Source organism: Halogranum roseipondis, from assembly GCF_059695585.1.
Genome location: NZ_CM185235.1, coordinates 2,818,056 through 2,833,127 on the forward strand (window position 1 = coordinate 2,818,056; position 15,072 = coordinate 2,833,127).

Genomic DNA, 15,072 nt, shown 5'->3' on the forward strand with positions numbered 1-15,072 from the left:
TCGACACGGGAAATCGTACGCAAAGCACACAGATTCTTGTGCCCCTGTTACCGAGAGTCGATATGGACTACAGTCACGTGCGGGAGGTCGACCCCGCCGTCGCCGACGCACTCGAAGGTGAAGTCGAACGCCAGCGCGACACGCTCGCGATGATCGCCTCGGAGAACCACGTCTCGGAGGCGGTGCTCGAGGCGCAGAGTTCGGTGCTCACGAACAAGTACGCGGAAGGCTACCCCGGTGCGCGCTACTACGCCGGCTGTCAGTACGCCGACGAGATCGAGAACCTCGCCATCGACCGCGCGAAAGAGCTCTGGGGTGCAGAGCACGTCAACGTCCAACCGCACTCCGGCACACAGGCGAACATGGGCGTCTACTTCTCCGTGCTCGACGCCGGCGACAAGATCCTCTCGCTAGACCTCACCCACGGCGGCCACCTCAGCCACGGCCACCCGGCGAACTTCACCGGCCAACTGTTCGACGTCGAACAGTACCACGTCGACCCCGAGACGGGGTACATCGACTACGACGAACTGGAGGAGAAGGCCCGCGAGTTCGAACCGGACATCATCGTCTCCGGCTACTCCGCGTACCCGCGCGCCGTCGAGTGGGAGACGATCCAGGACGTCGCCGACGACGTCGACGCCTACCACCTCGCGGACATCGCCCACATCACGGGGCTCGTCGCCGCGGGCGTCCACCCCTCGCCGGTCGGCGTCGCCGACTTCGTCACCGGCAGCACGCACAAGACGATCCGCGCCGGTCGCGGCGGCATCATCATGACCTCCGAGGAGTTCGCCGACGACGTCGACAAGGCAGTGTTCCCCGGCGGACAGGGCGGCCCGCTCATGCACAACATCGCCGGCAAGGCCGTCGGCTTCAAAGAGGCGCTCCAGCCCGAGTTCGAGGAGTACGCCCAGCAGGTCGTCGACAACGCCAAGACGCTCTCGGACACGTTCCAGAGCCACGGGCTGAAGGTCGTCTCCGGCGGCACCGACACCCACCTCGTGTTGGTCGACCTCCGCGAGTCGCACCCCGACCTGACCGGCGGCGACGCCGAGGACGCCCTCGACTCGACCGGCATCGTCCTCAACGCCAACACCGTCCCCGGCGAGACGCGCTCGGCGTTCAACCCCAGCGGCATCCGCGCCGGGACGCCCGGGCTGACCACCCGCGGGTTCGACGAGGACGCGACCGAGGACGTCGGCGACCTCATCTACCGCGTCGTCGACAACCACGACGACACCGACGTGCTGGCGGAGGTCGCCGAGGACGTCCAGGGCCTCACCGACGAGTTCGGCCTGTACGAGTAAGCGCCACACACCACCGACACCCGTTTTTGCTGCGCTCGCACCGTAGCGGTGGCTGTGTCCCGTCGCTCTCGTCGTCTGTCTTCAGTTCGGAGAGACGCAGTCGGTCGCCGACGCGACGTGTCCCTGACCCGGAGTCAGATCGAGGAGTCGGTCGCCTCGAACGCGAACAGGTGGTCGTCGAAGTCGGTGTGGTGCTCCTCGTAGAACCGGCCCAACTCGGCGACGAACAGCAGTTTCAGGACGACGACGGCGAGAGTCGAGACGGCCGCCCGCACCGGGTACTGCTTGTAGACCGCGTACAGTCCGTACGCGAACGCGACCGTCCCGGCCGTGTTGTAGACGTCGGACACGGGAACCTCGTCGGGGTAGCGCGTCCAGAGTCGCTCGCCGAGGACGACCGTGCTCATCCAGTTGTCGACGTCTCCTGGCGGCGGGAAGAGGAAGGGGTTGACCGCGAGAAACAGGACGGTTCCGACGGCGAGTCGCCACCGCCGCTCGTAGAGCGCGTACATCAAGAGCGGGAAGGCAGCGAAGCGCGACCACCCGCTCAACGGGTTCGCGTGCCGCGCCCAGAACAGGCGGTCGACCGTCTCGGACCGTGTGACGTCTCGGAGTCCCATGCAGGGGTATCGCTCGGGGAACGGATAACTGTCGGCGGCGAACCGCGTTCGAACGATCCGCGGCGTGATCCCGATCGACGCCGCCCGAGTATCCACGAACGAGCATATATCGTGGTTTTTGGACCCCGAGATAGGCACGAATCCGAGCATTGAAGAGCGTGGCTGCCCGCCTCTCAGCTATGACGACACTCATCGACGGCAACGAGGTCGCCGCCGAGATCCGCGACGGACTCGCAGACGGCATCGAGAGCCTCAAAGCCGAAGGGACGACGCCGGGGCTCGCGACGGTGCTGATGAGCGACGACCCCGCCAGCGAGACGTACGTCTCGATGAAGCAGCGCGACTGCGAGGAGGTGGGGATCAACGGCGTCCACGTCGAACTCGACGCCGACGCGCCCGCCGAGGAACTGTACGACACCATCGACGACCTGAACGCCGACCCCGAGATCCACGGCATCCTCGTCCAGATGCCCGTTCCGGACCACGTCGACAAGCGGCGCGTCCTCCGCGCGATCGACCCTCTGAAGGACGTCGACGGCTTCCACCCCGAGAACGTCGGCCGGATGGTCGCCGGTCACGCCCGCTACAAGCCCTGTACCCCCCACGGCATCCAGAAGCTGCTCGAAGCCTACGACGTCGAGACGGAGGGGGCGGAGGCCGTCGTCGTCGGCCGGTCGGACATCGTCGGCAAGCCGATGACGAACCTCCTCATCCAGAAAGCGCCGTTCGGCAACGCGACGACGACGGTCTGTCACTCCCGGACGAAGGACCTGGCGGGCCACCTCGCCGACGCCGACATCGTCGTCGCCGCCGCCGGCGTGCCGGAACTCGTCACCGGCGACATGCTCAAGGAGGGTGCGACGGTCGTCGACGTCGGTATCAACCGCGTCGACGCGGACACCGAGAAGGGGTACGAACTCGTCGGCGACGTCGAGTTCGAGTCGGCAGAGAAAGTCGCCGGGAAGATCACGCCCGTCCCCGGCGGCGTCGGCCCGATGACCCGCGCGATGCTGCTCTACAACACCGTGAAGGCCGCGAGCCTCCAGACGGGCGTCCCGGTCGATCTCCCCTGAGCGGCGACCGTTTACCTCGCTCGTTCTCCTCTCTGTTTCGCGCTGCTCCTCAATCCAACCGCGACAGGCGGTCTCGCGCCGTCGCCAGCGCGGTCTCGTCGCCGGCGACGAGATAGTCGCCGAGGTCGCGGACCGCCTGCACGAGACGCTCGGACGTCTCCAGCGGGACGTCGCCCTGCAGCGACTTCGCCCGCTTGACGTGGTCGACGAGCGCGCCGAGCGTCGTCCGCGCCTCCGAGTCGGGGTGGTCTTCGAGCCACGTGACGACGTCTCGCCGGTAGTCGGAGACGGCCTTCGCGTAGGCCAATCCCCGGGCCGCACGCATCGACTCGGGGACGTCGGCGACGGCGGGGCGGTCGCCGGCGTCGGCCCCGCGGACGAGTTCGAGCACGTACAGTCGCTCGTCGTCGGTCGGGTCGCGGGCACGGGCGTAGACGTCGATGGCCTGCAGCAGTTCGTGCGCCGCGAGGAAGGTGTCGTCGAGCGGACGCAGGTCGCCGCCGTGGATGAACCCCTGCTGTCGCAGATACTCCCGAAGCGTCGACTTCAGGTCGCCGGCGACGTCTTCGACGTCGGTTCCCTCCTCGCCGAGCGCGTTCTGCTGCGGCGAGAGGTCGAGCGTCTCCGCCCCGGCGGTGTGCTGCGTCCGGTCGTCGAGGCCGACGCTCCGCAGACTCTCGCAGTTCGGACAGGCGACGCTCCCCGTGTCGTAGTACGACCAGCGATGGCCGCAGTCCTTGCACTCTCGGCTACCCCGGATCTTCATGACGTCCAGTACAGTCGCCGGGTCAAAAAGCGCCCCGTCGTTCGGTCGCGGCCGACCGTCAGACATCCCGAGTATTTACTCGTCGTGTACTCTACGAATTTATTTGTGATATTGGTTACCACAAGTCGGTGTCCTTCCGTATAGAGAGACACTACACATGACACGAGAATCCAACCTCGGAGATACGTTCGGTCGCGACGACGTCCCCGTCTCCCGGCGACAGTTCGTCAGACTGTCGGCGGCGACCGCGGGTGCGGTGTCGCTCACTGGGAGCGCCGTCGCGGACACTGCCTCGCCGAAACTCACCGACCTCTACGCGTTCGTCGCCGACGCCGTCGACGACTCCGTCGAGATCCCGACGCTCGTCGAGACGACGGACGCCGCCGCGTTCGAGGAGCTCCGCAACCTCGGACTGGACCCGGTGACGACGAGCGAGCCGACGACCGCCGCCTACGTCCGCCCGACCCCCGACCGAGTGGCGTCGATCGTCGCCGTCGACGGCGTCGACACCCTCCGGTACTCGCCGGGGTCGAACCCGTTCTGGCGACTCGGCCACTACCCCGACGGCGTGTTCCCCACCGTCGACGACAGCGTCGACTACATCGACTTCGAGCAGATGGTCGACGGGATGCAGCGACTGCAGGGCCAGCACGAAGACCGATTGCGGTTCTACTCGGTCGGTGAGAGTCCCGGTCACTACAACCTCTTTCTCGACGAGGCGGGGCCGCAGAACCTCTGGGTCGCGGAGGTGACGAACGACGTCGGCGACGAGGCAGCCTTCCGGGAGAAGGAGACGGTCGTCTACACGCTCGGCATCCACGGCGACGAACGCGCGGGTGCGGAGGCTGGGACGCGGTTCGTCGAGCGGGTGTTGAACGGGGACGAACCGGCCGTCGAGTCGCTGCTCGACGACGTGGTGCTCGTCTTCCTCTATCCGAACCCCGACGGGTGGGTGTCGCGGAACCCGCAGTACCGCGTCGACACCGACGGCGACGGCACTCCCGAGAACAACTCGTTCAAGCGGGTGACGGCGACGGGCGTCGATCCCAACCGGCAGTACCCCACCGCCGGGTGGATCAACACGAGCCACTACCCCGCAGAGCCGGCCGGCGCGGACCTGCAGGACGACACCCCGGGCGTCGACGAGGACGTCCCCGCGGTGTACGAGGAGCTGGTGCCGGACGCGCTCGACATCGTCGAACATCTCCGCGGCTACGAGAACCTCCGCATCGGGTCGGACCTCCACGGGATGTTCTGGTCGAGCGACTTCATCAACGGACTCGTCGTCAACGACCAGTACGACACCGGCGAGTTCCACGACCTCTACGAGTACAACCGAGTGACGGCCGATCGGCTGGAGGCGGCACTCGACGAGAAACTGGAGGCGGCCCAGCCGAAGTTCGAGGCGTTGAACGACGCGTACGGCGAGCAGTACGGCTTCGACGGGAGTTCCCTGCCGACGCCGCAGGAGGCGTTCAGCTACGGGACGATCCTCGACACCATCGGCTACACGACGAGCGGGACGCTCATCAGCTGGATGAGCCACCCCGAGGAGAACGGCGGGCTCGGCATGCAGATCATGGCCCACGAGATGGGGTGGGACAACCGCGTGTTCGACCGGATGACGTTCCGTCCGTGGCTGATCGACCTCCAGGTGACGGGGTATCGAGAGGTGATCCGGGCGACCGCCGAACACGCCGTGCGGTCGGTGACCGCCGAGATCGAGACGGGGCGGGCGACGACGGCGTACGTGGAAACGGAGGCGCTCGAGCGGGAATCGACCGACCTCTCGTTCACCGACGCGACGCGACGGACCCGGACGCAGACGGTCACCGCCGGCGGGCGACCCGAGCGGGTGACCGTCGACGTCTCGACGGCGGCGACGTCGCTGTCGCTCACCGTCGAACCGGAGCGCGGGATGCTCGTCAGCAAACTCCGCGACCCGGAGGGCCGAGTGGTACGGACGCACGCTCCCGCCGCCGGCGACAGATCGCGCGTCGCCGAGTGGGTCGTCGACGATCCGGCGGCGGGGACGTGGACGGTGGAGACGAAGGCGACCGGCGCGACCGAGACCGACGTCACCGTCCGGAGCACGCTCCTCGTCGGCGACGGCTCCGACGCGGTGAGCGCACCCGACCCCGTCGACGTGCTCGGCTACGAGCAGCGACCCTACAGCGTCACGCCGCTGGCGTACTTCGACGACTACGCCGAGTTCGTCGACGCCGCCGGGGAGAAGGACGGTCGCGGCAATAGAAACGGTCGCGGCAACGGTCGTCGCGACGAGCGGGGAGACGGTCCGCTCGGGCAGCTGGCGTCGCTCGGCGTCGAGGCGGTCGCCGACGGCGCGCTGTTCCGGGGCGACAGCGACCGCCTCGCCGTCGAGAACCTCGTCGTCACCCACACGGTCGGTGTCGACGACGACGGCTACGTCGCCGAGCTCGACCGCTTCGTCGAGGCGGGCGGGAACCTCGTACTCACGGATCGCGGCGTCTCGCTACTCGGACGGCTCTCGAACGCGCTGGTCGACGGCGTCGGACCCGGCGACGTCGAGGAGATCCGTGTGTTCAGCGCGTTCCTCGACGAGCGGGTCGACGACCATCCGCTGCTCGCCGGGACGCGCTCCATCCAGCGCGAACTCTGGAAGCCGGCGCCGCTGGGGTACCCCATCAGCATCCCCGGGACGGCACCGCTCACCGTCGTCGACCCCGACGCCTTCACGGCGGCCGGCGGGTCGGTCGCCGGGTACGCCCGCGACGACGACGGCGACGACGGCCGACGGGTCGCCGCGGGATCGCTGATCCGACCCGACGGAACCGGCGTCCACCTGCTCGGAGGGCTGCTGCCGCCGGCGAACCAGTCGAGCCTTCACCCGTTCGGCGTGCTGGAGTACACGGCGACGTTCCTCGGCCACACGATGCTGACGAACGCGCTCGGGTACCGACAGCGTCGGTTCGTCGACGGCGACCTCGTGAAGGCGTTCGGCGACGTCCGGTAGCGACCAGGAGAACGTACTGCGGGGATTTTTCGTCGAAGCGCCGAGAGACGCCTGCATGACCGAATCGAACGCCGACGTGCTCCGCGCGCGAGCGGGTGACCACGCCACGTCGCTCGTCGCGACCGTCGAGGACCGCTGGGGACCGATCCCCGACGAGGGGTCGTTCGTCGTTCCGCCGCTCAGAGACCACGACGGCGCGCTTCCGAAGAGTCTCCGAGCGTTCCACGAGGAGTTCTACCCCCACGCCGCGGGCTGTGTCACCCGCGACGCCGACGGGCGGATGCTGGCGGTCAGGTCGACGAAACGGGGAAGGTGGGAGACGCCCGGCGGTGCCGGCGAGCCGGACGAGACGCCCGCAGAGACCGCTCGCCGCGAGGTGCGCGAGGAGACGGGCGTCGTCCCGCGACTCGCCGAACCGCTCTACCGATTGACGATGGAGATCGACCTCGGGTACGACGAGCCGCTCCCGATCCCGGTGTTCGTGTTCGTCGGCGAGCCCGAAGACGGACGGCTGCTCGACGCCGACGCCGTCGAGACGCCGACCGAGGTCGCCGCCGTCGACTGGGTCGACCCGGCGGCGCTCCCGGAGACCTTCCGGGACCGTCGATTGCTCCAGAAACATCTCGTCGAGTCGCGATGAGTCGGAGTGAAAGCGGAGAGAGGACGGGGAGTGGGGCGACAGCCGTCACCTGTACGACCACCTACGCTTAAGTACGAGAGCGGCCAACTTTCGGGCACATGACACGGAGTTCCCGCGCTCCTGATCGAGAAATTCTCCCGACGTGAAACCCGCGTCTCGGACACCGAGACGGCAGTCACGGCGGACGGTACCGAACTGATCGTCGAACTCGACGGTGAGGAGTTCCGACTCTCCCGTAGCGACGCGGCCGCGCTTCGCGACTCGCTCGGCGCGGCGCTCCACCGGCGACTCGAATTCTTCCGCACTGCGGGCGAACACCGCGAGGACGGAAGCTACGTCGTCACTCGGCGAGCGGCGAACTCCGCGGGCCACAGTAAGGTGTTCGCGAGCTTCGACGAACTGCGACGGCTCTACGGTCGACTGCCGACCGAGTTCACCGCCGAGGACGTCGGGCGGACGGGACTGACCGGCGGTCGTCGGCATCTGCTCGTCCGGCATCTCGCCGAGCATCCGGCGTTCGACTGCGAGTTGGTCAGCCGACAGCCGTTGACCGCGCAGAAGACCGAGCCCGAAAAGGAGCAACCGATGCCCGCAGACTGAACGCTTTTGCGACGGTGGTCCGACGGTGTGGTATGACGTTCTCCATCGTCGCACGCGACCCGGAGACAGAGGCCGTCGGCGTCGCCGTCCAGTCGAAGTTCGTCAGCGTCGGCTCCGTCGTTCCGTTCGCGGCGGCCGACGCCGGCGCGGTCGCCACACAGAGTTTCGCCAACGTCGCCTACGGACCGGACGGGCTCGACCTGTTGCGCGAGGGGCACTCGGCGGCGGAAGCGATCGAGCAGTTGACCGACGGCGACGACGAGGCCGCGTCCCGACAGGTCGGCGTCGTCGGACAGGACGGCTCGGTCGCGGCGTTCACCGGCGACGACTGCTTCGACGTCGCCGGCGACCGCCAGGGGGACCACTACACGGTCCAGGGGAACATCCTCGAGAACGATGAGACGCTCCCCGCGATGGCCGACGCCTTCGAGACCGCCGAGGGCGGATTGCCCGAGAGGCTCCTCGCGGCGCTCCACGCCGGCAACGACGCCGGTGGGGACAGTCGCGGCGAGCAGGGGGCGGCGCTGTACGTCGCCAAGCCCGAGGGCGGCTACGACGGGAAGAACGACCGTTGGATCGACGTTCGCGTCGACGACCACGAGCGGCCGATCGACGAACTCGAACGCGTGTTCAAACTGTACGACGTGACGCTGCTCGCGCGCGAGGAACCCGCCGAGACGCGCCAACTCGACGGGGAGACGGCGCGCGCGGTGAGCGAGACGCTGGCCGAACTGGGGTTCTACGACGGCGAGCCGACCGACTCGTTCGGCGAGCGGGAGCGCGAGGCGCTGGAGGCGTTCCGCGGTCGAAACAACTTCGAGAACCACGCGCTTTCGGTCGTCGAGGACGCGCTCGCTCGTGGCTGGGGCGACGCCGAAGGCGACGGCGAACGTCGGCTGGTCGACGCCATCTGGCACGGCCTCTCGCGACTGGACCGGAAGTAGCGTCGGCGCGCGGCTTCGTCGCCGCTCGAGGATCAGTCGCCGGGCAGAGCGACAGCCCCGACAGCGCCCCACCGCACCCAAGTACCCGACCCGCGAACGACGTCCCATGCGAGACGAAGAAGAGATCCGCGAGCAGTACGAGTTCTTGAAAGAACAGCTCGACGACGAGGAGATGCGCCACGAGGGCGTCAGAGAGATGTTCACGTACTACAAGCGCGCACTCGGATGGGTTCTCGAAGAAGAACATATGTGAACGGCGACGTTTCCCCGGAGATACGTCGGCAGCGGAGGTCGGTACGTTTAAGTACAAACGTGCGATAGAAGCAGGTGACGCTTCGCTTTGGAGGGCCGAAGCGTCAGCGGGGACCAATTCAGGGCGGCAAGCACTCACGCGATTTTCGCGTGGCTTGCTTTCCTTTTCACGAACTCGACTGCAGAGCGGTGCGTCGACGCAGACGAGTGAGAACCGAAGAGAGAACTACTCGACCGAGAGCGTCGTGTCTTCGTCGCTCGCACCCTCGTCCCACTCGAGTTCGAGTTCGAGGCTCAGCTCCGCGGGGCCGCCGCTCGTCGACGTCTCGCGTTCGGCTTTCACCTCGAACGTCGGCTGCGCGGGGACGTCGAGCGTCTGCGACTGTCCGCCCGACGAGAGCGTCAGCGACTCGCCGGCGTCGAGTTTGTCCGCGATAGAGCGGAGGTAGCTCGCGATCTCGGCACGGCTCTGGGGCGACTCCGATTTGAACAGCACTTCTTCGGGCATAGCCGCCAAAAGGTCTCACAGACGCTTAAATCCGCGCTGCTTTCCGCATCGATACATGTCTACTGATTGAGATAGTGTAGAAAACAAACAACTCATCGAAGTTATCTTTTCTAGCGGTCGAAATCAGGCAATTAATAGGGATAGCGCGGCTTTCTCTCTCGAAACGGCCGATATATTTATTGTTATCAGACAAGAATTTCTACGCGGATATTACCGATGTACGACTTGACAGGCTTTCAGCGGGATCTGCTGTACGTGATCGCCGGGCTCGAAGAACCCCACGGACTGGCCATCAAGGAAGAGCTCGAAGAGTACTACGAGAAGGAGATCCACCACGGGCGGCTGTATCCGAACCTCGACACGCTCGTCGACAAGGGGCTCGTCGAGAAGGGGCAGCGTGACCGACGGACCAACTACTACACACTGACACGGCGCGGTCGCCGCGAGATCGACGCCCGCAAAGACTGGGAATCGCAGTACGTCGACGCCTGAGATCGGCTACTCTCCGCCCGTCCGAGTCGACCCGCCCGACCGCTCCGGGCCAACGTCGGGCCGCGTGTCGGTCGACTCTGCTGCGGGACTCTCGTCTGCGGCGTTGTCGAGGAGTTCTCCGTCCGTCTCTCCGGGCGCGGCCGATTCGTCGCCCAGATACACCGGGTCGACGACGTACGGTTTGATCTGTTTTCCGGCGACGAGTTCCGGGAGGACGATCCGGGCGAAGTTGACGACGAGGACGAGCAGTATCGGCAGGAGGAAGAGGCCGTACCAGCCGAAGAGGAGCGGTCCGAACGTGTACGCGAGCATGACGCTACCGACGTGGAGACTGCGACCCGAGACGTAGGGGCGGAGCACGAGGTCGGGGATGGTGTCGACGAGAACGAACGAGACGACGACGAACGCGGCGACGAACCAGATCGACTCCGGACCGGCGATCACGAGGCTCTGGACGCCCATGTAGCCCGCGACGGGGACGTAGACGAGTTTCATCCCGACGACCGGGACGAGGCTGGCGACGCCGGCGAGCAGTCCGACGAGGGCGGCGGCGGGGATACGGAGCTCCGGGGGCGCGAACACGTTCAACACGGTGTAGGCGATGACTCCGATGGTCCCGGTCAGGACGGCGTTGAGGATGTTGCCGAAGAAGATGCTGTCGAGGTCGGTGTCGATCGCCGCGAGATAGGCGTCGAGCACCCCTTCGTCGTCGGCGAACCGCTTGCTGACCCACCGCGAGATGCGGTGGTCGTCGCGGAGGAGATAGAAGGCGATGGCGACCATCACGAACAGGTGGACGAGTCCGACGCCGACGACGGCGAAGGTGTCTGCGGCGGTGACGACCTGGTCGAGACCCGAATCGAGACTGTCGAGCGTGAGATAGTCACGTACCCCGGACCGATAGAGGGTCGCCGGGTCGACCACTTCGTTGAGGATGCTGGGGTCGAGCGCCGTGTACGTCCCGAGGTCGAACTGCGTCGTCCGGCTGAGTTTGTTCACCTCCTTCCCGACGACGAGGAGCGCGTACACCATCAACGCCAGCGCCGGGAGCGCGAGCGCGAACATCGAGACGGCGGCCGCCAGACTGGGCGGATAGACGTGTTTTCGGAGTCGACGATAGATCGGACGGGTCGCGTAGTACAGGAAGAGCCCGAAGACGAACGTGCCGACGAACGAGTAGACGACGAACAGGAGGGACGCAGCGAGGACGGCACCCAGCGCCCACCACGCGGCGCGGGCCCGGTCGAAGTCGAGTATCGACATACTAGAGCCCCCCACGGAACTGTGAAAAACGTATCGCGGATCGAGAACGACACGTCCCGGCCTGAGAACTTAACCACGGGCCACGCGTAGTTCGACTATGCAGTTCTCCCCTCTCCCTCTCGACGTCGTCTGGCCGCTCGTCCTCCAACTCGAGGATCCGCTCGCCGCCCCGCTGCAGGACCCGGTCGTCCGCGTGGTCATCGCGGCGGCGCTCGGCCTCTTTCTCGGCCTCGAACGCGAATGGTCGAAGAAGTCCGCCGGGATCCGGACCTTCTCGTTGACGAGTCTCCTCGCCGCGGTGTTCACCATCATCGCCGAGGAGTCGCCGCTCGGCGTGGCGCTGCTCGCCATCGGCGGCGTCCTCGTCATCGTCCAGGGCATTCTCCTCGCGGTACAGGGGCTGCAGACCGGCGAGGAGGACTCGCTGGCGCTGACGACGTCGGTGTCGTTGCTCGTCACCTACGGCGTCGGCGTGCTCGTCGCCTCGCGGTTCTTCGTCGCGGGCGTCGCCGTCGCCGTCATCTCCTCGTCGCTGCTCGTGCTCAAGCGGGAACTGCACGACTTCGCGGGCGGGCTGTCACGCGAAGAGCTGCGGTCGACCACGGAGTTCGCCATCCTCGCGTTCGTCGTCTTCCCGCTCTTGCCGGCCGAAGAGCAAGTGATGGGTGTCACCTTCGAACCCCGCGTCGCGTGGCTGATGGTCGTCACCGTCGCCGGCATCGGCATCGTCAACTACGCGCTCGTCCGCTCCTACGGTGGTCGCGGCATCGCCATCACGGGCTTCTTCGGCGGCCTCGCCTCGTCGACGGCGGTCGTCGGGACGATGCTCGATCAGGTCCGCCAGCAACGCGAGTCGGTCAGCTTCGCCGTCGCCGGTGTGCTACTCGCCAACGCCGCGATGGCGCTTCGGAACCTCGGCATCGCCCTCGCGTTCACCGTCGCCGCGGAGCGCCCGCCGCTCTGGCAGGCGGCGGTCCCGCTCGGCGCACTCGTGGTCGGGAGTTTCGTCGTCGCCCGCTTCACCGCCGACTGGGGCGAAGACGTCGCACTCGACCTCGAGAGTCCCTTCTCGATGAAGAACGTCCTCGCGTTCGGCGCGGTGTTCTTCCTCATCCTCGCGGTCGGGACGGTCGCCCAGGAACAGTTCGGCAACGTCGGCTTCTACGTGAGTGCGCTGGTGTCGGGACTCGTCTCGTCGGCCGGGACGACCACCTCGGCCGTCCTGCTCTACCGCGGTGGCACCATCGAGGGGACGACCGCAGTCGTCGGCATCCTCCTCGCGACGGCGTCGAGCGTCGTCGTCAAGGCCGGTCTCGTCGCCGCCGCCGGCCCGCGCGACTTCGCACGGCAGGTCGCCACCTGGAGCGCCGTCCTCCTCGTCGCGGCGGGCGGGGTGACCGCCGTCGTCGCAATGTTTGGGTGAATCGTAACGAACGTCTTAACATACCGGTCTGCCAACCGACGACATGGACCGAGACACCGCCGAGCCACACGTCACGGCGATGCCGGGCGAGCGTGCGCGAGAGTGGGTCGAGTACCACCACCAGAGCGCCGCCCCGAGCACCTACGTCTACGACTTCGTCTGGGACCTCTCGGGCGACGCCGAGGGACCGTTCTGCACGGACGTCGACGGCAACGTCCTGATGGACTTCACGAGCCACGTCGCCGCCGCCCCGCTCGGGTACAACAACCCGAAGATCATGGACAGACTCCGGGAGTTCGACCTCGTCGACCCCCTGAAGATCGCGGGACAGGACTTCTACGTGAGCGCGGGCGACGCACACGCGCCCGAGGAGAGCGAGTTCCCCGGCCCCGCGGGGCTGATGGACCGACTGACCGACGCCACCGACCACTACGGGATGGATATGGTCTTCCTCTCGAACTCCGGGGCGGAGGCGGTCGAGAACGGCATCAAGATCGCCTACGACCACAGCGACGGCGCGAGGTACGCCGTCACCTTCGACGGCGCGTTCCACGGGCGGACGCTCGGCGCGCTCTCGTTGAACCGTTCGAAGGAGAAGTACCGCCGGAAGTTCCCCACCGTCTCGGGCGTTCACGACGTCCCCTACTGCGACGACCGGAGCTGCACGCCCGACAGCTGCGACTGCGGCTTCTTCGTCGGCAGCGACGACCCGTCCGAGCAGGTGTCGCTCCTCCGGAAGAAACTCGACCCCGAACGCGGCCACATCACCCCCGACGAGGTCGCCTACATCATCCTCGAACCGATCCAGGGCGAGGGCGGCTACCGTATCCCGAGCGACGCCTTCATGGACGAGGTGGCCGCGCTCGCGACGGAACACGACATCACCCTAATTGCCGACGAGATCCAGTCCGGGATGGGGCGGACGGGGAAGATGTGGGGCGCGGACCACTACAGCATCGAACCCGACGTCATCGCCGCCGCGAAGGGACTCCGCGTCGGCGCGACGATCTCCCGGTCGGACATCTTCCCCGACGAGAAGGGCCGCCTCTCCTCGACGTGGGGCGCGGGCGACATCATCGCCTCCCTGCAGGGTGCGCTCACTATCGACGCCATCCACGAGTACGACCTGATGGACAACGCCACCGTCCGAGGACGGCAGTTCACAGAGACGATGCGGGACGCCGACCCGACCGGCGTCGTCGACGTCCGTGGGAAGGGGCTGATGCTCGCCCTCGAGTTCGACACCAAGGAGCGTCGCGACGCGGTCCAGGAGGCGGCGCTCCAGCGCGGCCTGCTGACGCTCTCGTGTGGCTACAAGGTGCTCCGGGTCCTGCCGCCGCTGGACGTGACGGAGCGCGAGATCGCCCTCGGGGCGGGCCTGTTGACGAAGGCGATCGCGGACGTGGCGTAGCCGGATCGCCGGTTACTAGAGACCCGCGAGACCGACCGCTCAGTCCTTGTTTATCATCACTTCGCTCGCCTTGATGACGGCGCTGACCTCGTCGCCCTCGGCGAGGTCGAGACGGTCGGCGGACGCTCGCGTGATCGTCGATGTCACGGTCTGTCCGTCGCCGAGTTCGACGACGACCTCCGCCATAATCTCGTCTCTCTGCAGTGATTTCACCGTTCCAGTCAGGTTGTTGCGGGCGCTCAGTCCCATGGGAAGCTATTGGCGAGTTGATGACAAGTAGCTGCTGGCGGCGGCCGACCGACGGCTACATCTGGTAGCGACGTTCGTCGTCGCGCTGCGGATACTGGTCCTGTCCCGTCATCTCCTCGTAGGTCATCCCGGCGAGGAACTCGTCGTAGGTGACGTCGTAACTCCGGCGCAGTTGGAAGTCCAAATCCCCCGAGTCGACGCTGGAGCGAAACAGCATGTGGACCGCTCGGCGGACCAGTTCGCTCGCGTCGTCCGTCTCGAAGACGGCCGCCAGCGTCGCCAGTTCGTTCTTCGTCTCGCGGTCGAGTTCCACGGTCATCTCGTCGTCGAGGTCGGAGTAGAACGACTGGACGTCGTCGTTGAGGTCGTCGAGACTCATGCCGAGAGGGAGACGCGGGCGTCGGATACGCGTTTCGCTCCCGGGGCCGTCGCGGCGACTGCCGTCGCGGCGCCGGCGGAGCGACGCACGCCGCGGGACCCGAGGCGGTACGGTGACGGACCACTACCCATAAACCTCCGCTCGCCC

General features: G+C 67.0%; 16 protein-coding genes. 10 read left to right on the forward strand and 6 right to left on the reverse strand.

Going from position 1 to position 15,072, the window contains the following annotated elements; translation table 11 throughout:
• Positions 1 to 62 precede the first annotated feature (62 nt).
• Entirely contained in the window at positions 63 to 1,310 is a 1,248-nt protein-coding gene (gene glyA / locus EOHIBHHM_RS14820; RefSeq protein ID WP_497251892.1) for a serine hydroxymethyltransferase, read from the forward strand.
• 134 nt (positions 1,311 to 1,444) lie between these two features.
• Here the strand turns inward: glyA and EOHIBHHM_RS14825 are convergent, their stop codons facing one another.
• Positions 1,445 to 1,930, reverse strand: a complete 486-nt coding sequence (locus EOHIBHHM_RS14825) for a DUF6653 family protein (RefSeq protein ID WP_497251894.1) — start codon at positions 1,928 to 1,930, stop codon at positions 1,445 to 1,447.
• A 179-nt stretch (positions 1,931 to 2,109) separates the two neighbouring features.
• On the opposite strand from EOHIBHHM_RS14825, the gene EOHIBHHM_RS14830 reads away from it, so the two are divergent.
• Positions 2,110 to 3,003 carry a bifunctional methylenetetrahydrofolate dehydrogenase/methenyltetrahydrofolate cyclohydrolase gene (locus tag EOHIBHHM_RS14830; RefSeq protein WP_497251896.1) on the forward strand — a complete coding sequence of 298 codons (894 nt, stop codon included), beginning with the start codon at positions 2,110 to 2,112 and terminating at the stop codon, positions 3,001 to 3,003.
• Between the two features lie 49 nt (positions 3,004 to 3,052).
• On the opposite strand, the gene EOHIBHHM_RS14835 is transcribed toward EOHIBHHM_RS14830, so the two are convergent.
• Positions 3,053 to 3,769 carry a DUF7117 family protein gene (locus EOHIBHHM_RS14835; RefSeq protein WP_497251898.1) on the reverse strand — a complete coding sequence of 239 codons (717 nt, stop codon included), beginning with the start codon at positions 3,767 to 3,769 and terminating at the stop codon, positions 3,053 to 3,055.
• A gap of 157 nt (positions 3,770 to 3,926) precedes the next feature.
• On the opposite strand from EOHIBHHM_RS14835, the gene EOHIBHHM_RS14840 reads away from it, so the two are divergent.
• The 5 genes from EOHIBHHM_RS14840 to EOHIBHHM_RS14860 all read left to right on the forward strand — a co-directional run bounded on the left by EOHIBHHM_RS14840 (position 3,927) and on the right by EOHIBHHM_RS14860 (position 9,201).
• Positions 3,927 to 6,764 (forward strand): M14 family zinc carboxypeptidase, encoded by a 2,838-nt coding sequence (locus EOHIBHHM_RS14840; protein WP_497251900.1) that lies wholly within the window; start codon positions 3,927 to 3,929, stop codon positions 6,762 to 6,764.
• A gap of 55 nt (positions 6,765 to 6,819) precedes the next feature.
• Positions 6,820 to 7,404, forward strand: coding sequence for an NUDIX hydrolase (locus EOHIBHHM_RS14845; RefSeq protein ID WP_497251902.1), 585 nt, complete (start codon positions 6,820 to 6,822; stop codon positions 7,402 to 7,404).
• Between the two features lie 195 nt (positions 7,405 to 7,599).
• Positions 7,600 to 8,004 (forward strand): DUF7528 family protein, encoded by a 405-nt coding sequence (locus EOHIBHHM_RS14850; RefSeq protein WP_497257016.1) that lies wholly within the window; start codon positions 7,600 to 7,602, stop codon positions 8,002 to 8,004.
• Positions 8,005 to 8,036: 32 nt separating this feature from the next.
• Complete coding sequence (locus tag EOHIBHHM_RS14855) at positions 8,037 to 8,948, forward strand: DUF1028 domain-containing protein (RefSeq protein ID WP_497251904.1); 912 nt, start codon at positions 8,037 to 8,039, stop codon at positions 8,946 to 8,948.
• A 106-nt stretch (positions 8,949 to 9,054) separates the two neighbouring features.
• Entirely contained in the window at positions 9,055 to 9,201 is a 147-nt protein-coding gene (locus tag EOHIBHHM_RS14860) for a DUF8555 family protein (protein ID WP_497251906.1), read from the forward strand.
• Positions 9,202 to 9,426: 225 nt separating this feature from the next.
• On the opposite strand, the gene EOHIBHHM_RS14865 is transcribed toward EOHIBHHM_RS14860, so the two are convergent.
• A complete protein-coding gene (locus EOHIBHHM_RS14865) occupies positions 9,427 to 9,708 on the reverse strand; it encodes an amphi-Trp domain-containing protein (RefSeq protein ID WP_497251908.1) in 282 nt (93 codons plus the stop codon).
• Positions 9,709 to 9,924: 216 nt separating this feature from the next.
• Here EOHIBHHM_RS14865 and EOHIBHHM_RS14870 point away from each other — a divergent pair, with 216 nt between their 5' ends.
• Positions 9,925 to 10,200, forward strand: coding sequence for a PadR family transcriptional regulator (locus EOHIBHHM_RS14870; RefSeq protein WP_089823774.1), 276 nt, complete (start codon positions 9,925 to 9,927; stop codon positions 10,198 to 10,200).
• Positions 10,201 to 10,206: 6 nt separating this feature from the next.
• On the opposite strand, the gene EOHIBHHM_RS14875 is transcribed toward EOHIBHHM_RS14870, so the two are convergent.
• Positions 10,207 to 11,463 carry an AI-2E family transporter gene (locus tag EOHIBHHM_RS14875; RefSeq protein ID WP_497251910.1) on the reverse strand — a complete coding sequence of 419 codons (1,257 nt, stop codon included), beginning with the start codon at positions 11,461 to 11,463 and terminating at the stop codon, positions 10,207 to 10,209.
• Between the two features lie 97 nt (positions 11,464 to 11,560).
• On the opposite strand from EOHIBHHM_RS14875, the gene EOHIBHHM_RS14880 reads away from it, so the two are divergent.
• Positions 11,561 to 12,886 (forward strand): MgtC/SapB family protein, encoded by a 1,326-nt coding sequence (locus EOHIBHHM_RS14880; protein ID WP_497251912.1) that lies wholly within the window; start codon positions 11,561 to 11,563, stop codon positions 12,884 to 12,886.
• Positions 12,887 to 12,929: 43 nt separating this feature from the next.
• The gene (locus EOHIBHHM_RS14885; protein WP_497251914.1) at positions 12,930 to 14,297 is read left to right on the forward strand and encodes an aminotransferase class III-fold pyridoxal phosphate-dependent enzyme; all 1,368 of its coding nucleotides are present in this window, start codon (positions 12,930 to 12,932) and stop codon (positions 14,295 to 14,297) included.
• A gap of 39 nt (positions 14,298 to 14,336) precedes the next feature.
• Here EOHIBHHM_RS14885 and EOHIBHHM_RS14890 read toward each other — a convergent pair whose 3' ends face one another.
• Entirely contained in the window at positions 14,337 to 14,546 is a 210-nt protein-coding gene (locus EOHIBHHM_RS14890) for a TOBE domain-containing protein (RefSeq protein WP_497251916.1), read from the reverse strand.
• Positions 14,547 to 14,601: 55 nt separating this feature from the next.
• Positions 14,602 to 14,925 carry a ribbon-helix-helix protein gene (locus EOHIBHHM_RS14895; protein ID WP_497251918.1) on the reverse strand — a complete coding sequence of 108 codons (324 nt, stop codon included), beginning with the start codon at positions 14,923 to 14,925 and terminating at the stop codon, positions 14,602 to 14,604.
• Positions 14,926 to 15,072 lie beyond the last annotated feature (147 nt).

Excerpts from the sequence above, each read along its gene's own strand:
- EOHIBHHM_RS14865 (WP_497251908.1), bottom strand. The coding sequence starts at position 9,708 with ATGCCCGAAGAAGTGCTGTTCAAATCGGAGTCGCCCCAGAGCCGTGCC.
- glyA (WP_497251892.1), top strand. The coding sequence starts at position 63 with ATGGACTACAGTCACGTGCGGGAGGTCGACCCCGCCGTCGCCGACGCA.
- EOHIBHHM_RS14885 (WP_497251914.1), top strand. The coding sequence starts at position 12,930 with ATGGACCGAGACACCGCCGAGCCACACGTCACGGCGATGCCGGGCGAG.
- EOHIBHHM_RS14825 (WP_497251894.1), bottom strand. The coding sequence starts at position 1,930 with ATGGGACTCCGAGACGTCACACGGTCCGAGACGGTCGACCGCCTGTTC.
- EOHIBHHM_RS14845 (WP_497251902.1), top strand. The coding sequence starts at position 6,820 with ATGACCGAATCGAACGCCGACGTGCTCCGCGCGCGAGCGGGTGACCAC.
- EOHIBHHM_RS14890 (WP_497251916.1), bottom strand. The coding sequence starts at position 14,546 with ATGGGACTGAGCGCCCGCAACAACCTGACTGGAACGGTGAAATCACTG.
- EOHIBHHM_RS14855 (WP_497251904.1), top strand. The coding sequence starts at position 8,037 with ATGACGTTCTCCATCGTCGCACGCGACCCGGAGACAGAGGCCGTCGGC.
- EOHIBHHM_RS14840 (WP_497251900.1), top strand. The coding sequence starts at position 3,927 with ATGACACGAGAATCCAACCTCGGAGATACGTTCGGTCGCGACGACGTC.
- EOHIBHHM_RS14875 (WP_497251910.1), bottom strand. The coding sequence starts at position 11,463 with ATGTCGATACTCGACTTCGACCGGGCCCGCGCCGCGTGGTGGGCGCTG.
- EOHIBHHM_RS14870 (WP_089823774.1), top strand. The coding sequence starts at position 9,925 with ATGTACGACTTGACAGGCTTTCAGCGGGATCTGCTGTACGTGATCGCC.
- EOHIBHHM_RS14860 (WP_497251906.1), top strand. The coding sequence starts at position 9,055 with ATGCGAGACGAAGAAGAGATCCGCGAGCAGTACGAGTTCTTGAAAGAA.
- EOHIBHHM_RS14895 (WP_497251918.1), bottom strand. The coding sequence starts at position 14,925 with ATGAGTCTCGACGACCTCAACGACGACGTCCAGTCGTTCTACTCCGAC.
- EOHIBHHM_RS14880 (WP_497251912.1), top strand. The coding sequence starts at position 11,561 with ATGCAGTTCTCCCCTCTCCCTCTCGACGTCGTCTGGCCGCTCGTCCTC.
- EOHIBHHM_RS14835 (WP_497251898.1), bottom strand. The coding sequence starts at position 3,769 with ATGAAGATCCGGGGTAGCCGAGAGTGCAAGGACTGCGGCCATCGCTGG.
- EOHIBHHM_RS14830 (WP_497251896.1), top strand. The coding sequence starts at position 2,110 with ATGACGACACTCATCGACGGCAACGAGGTCGCCGCCGAGATCCGCGAC.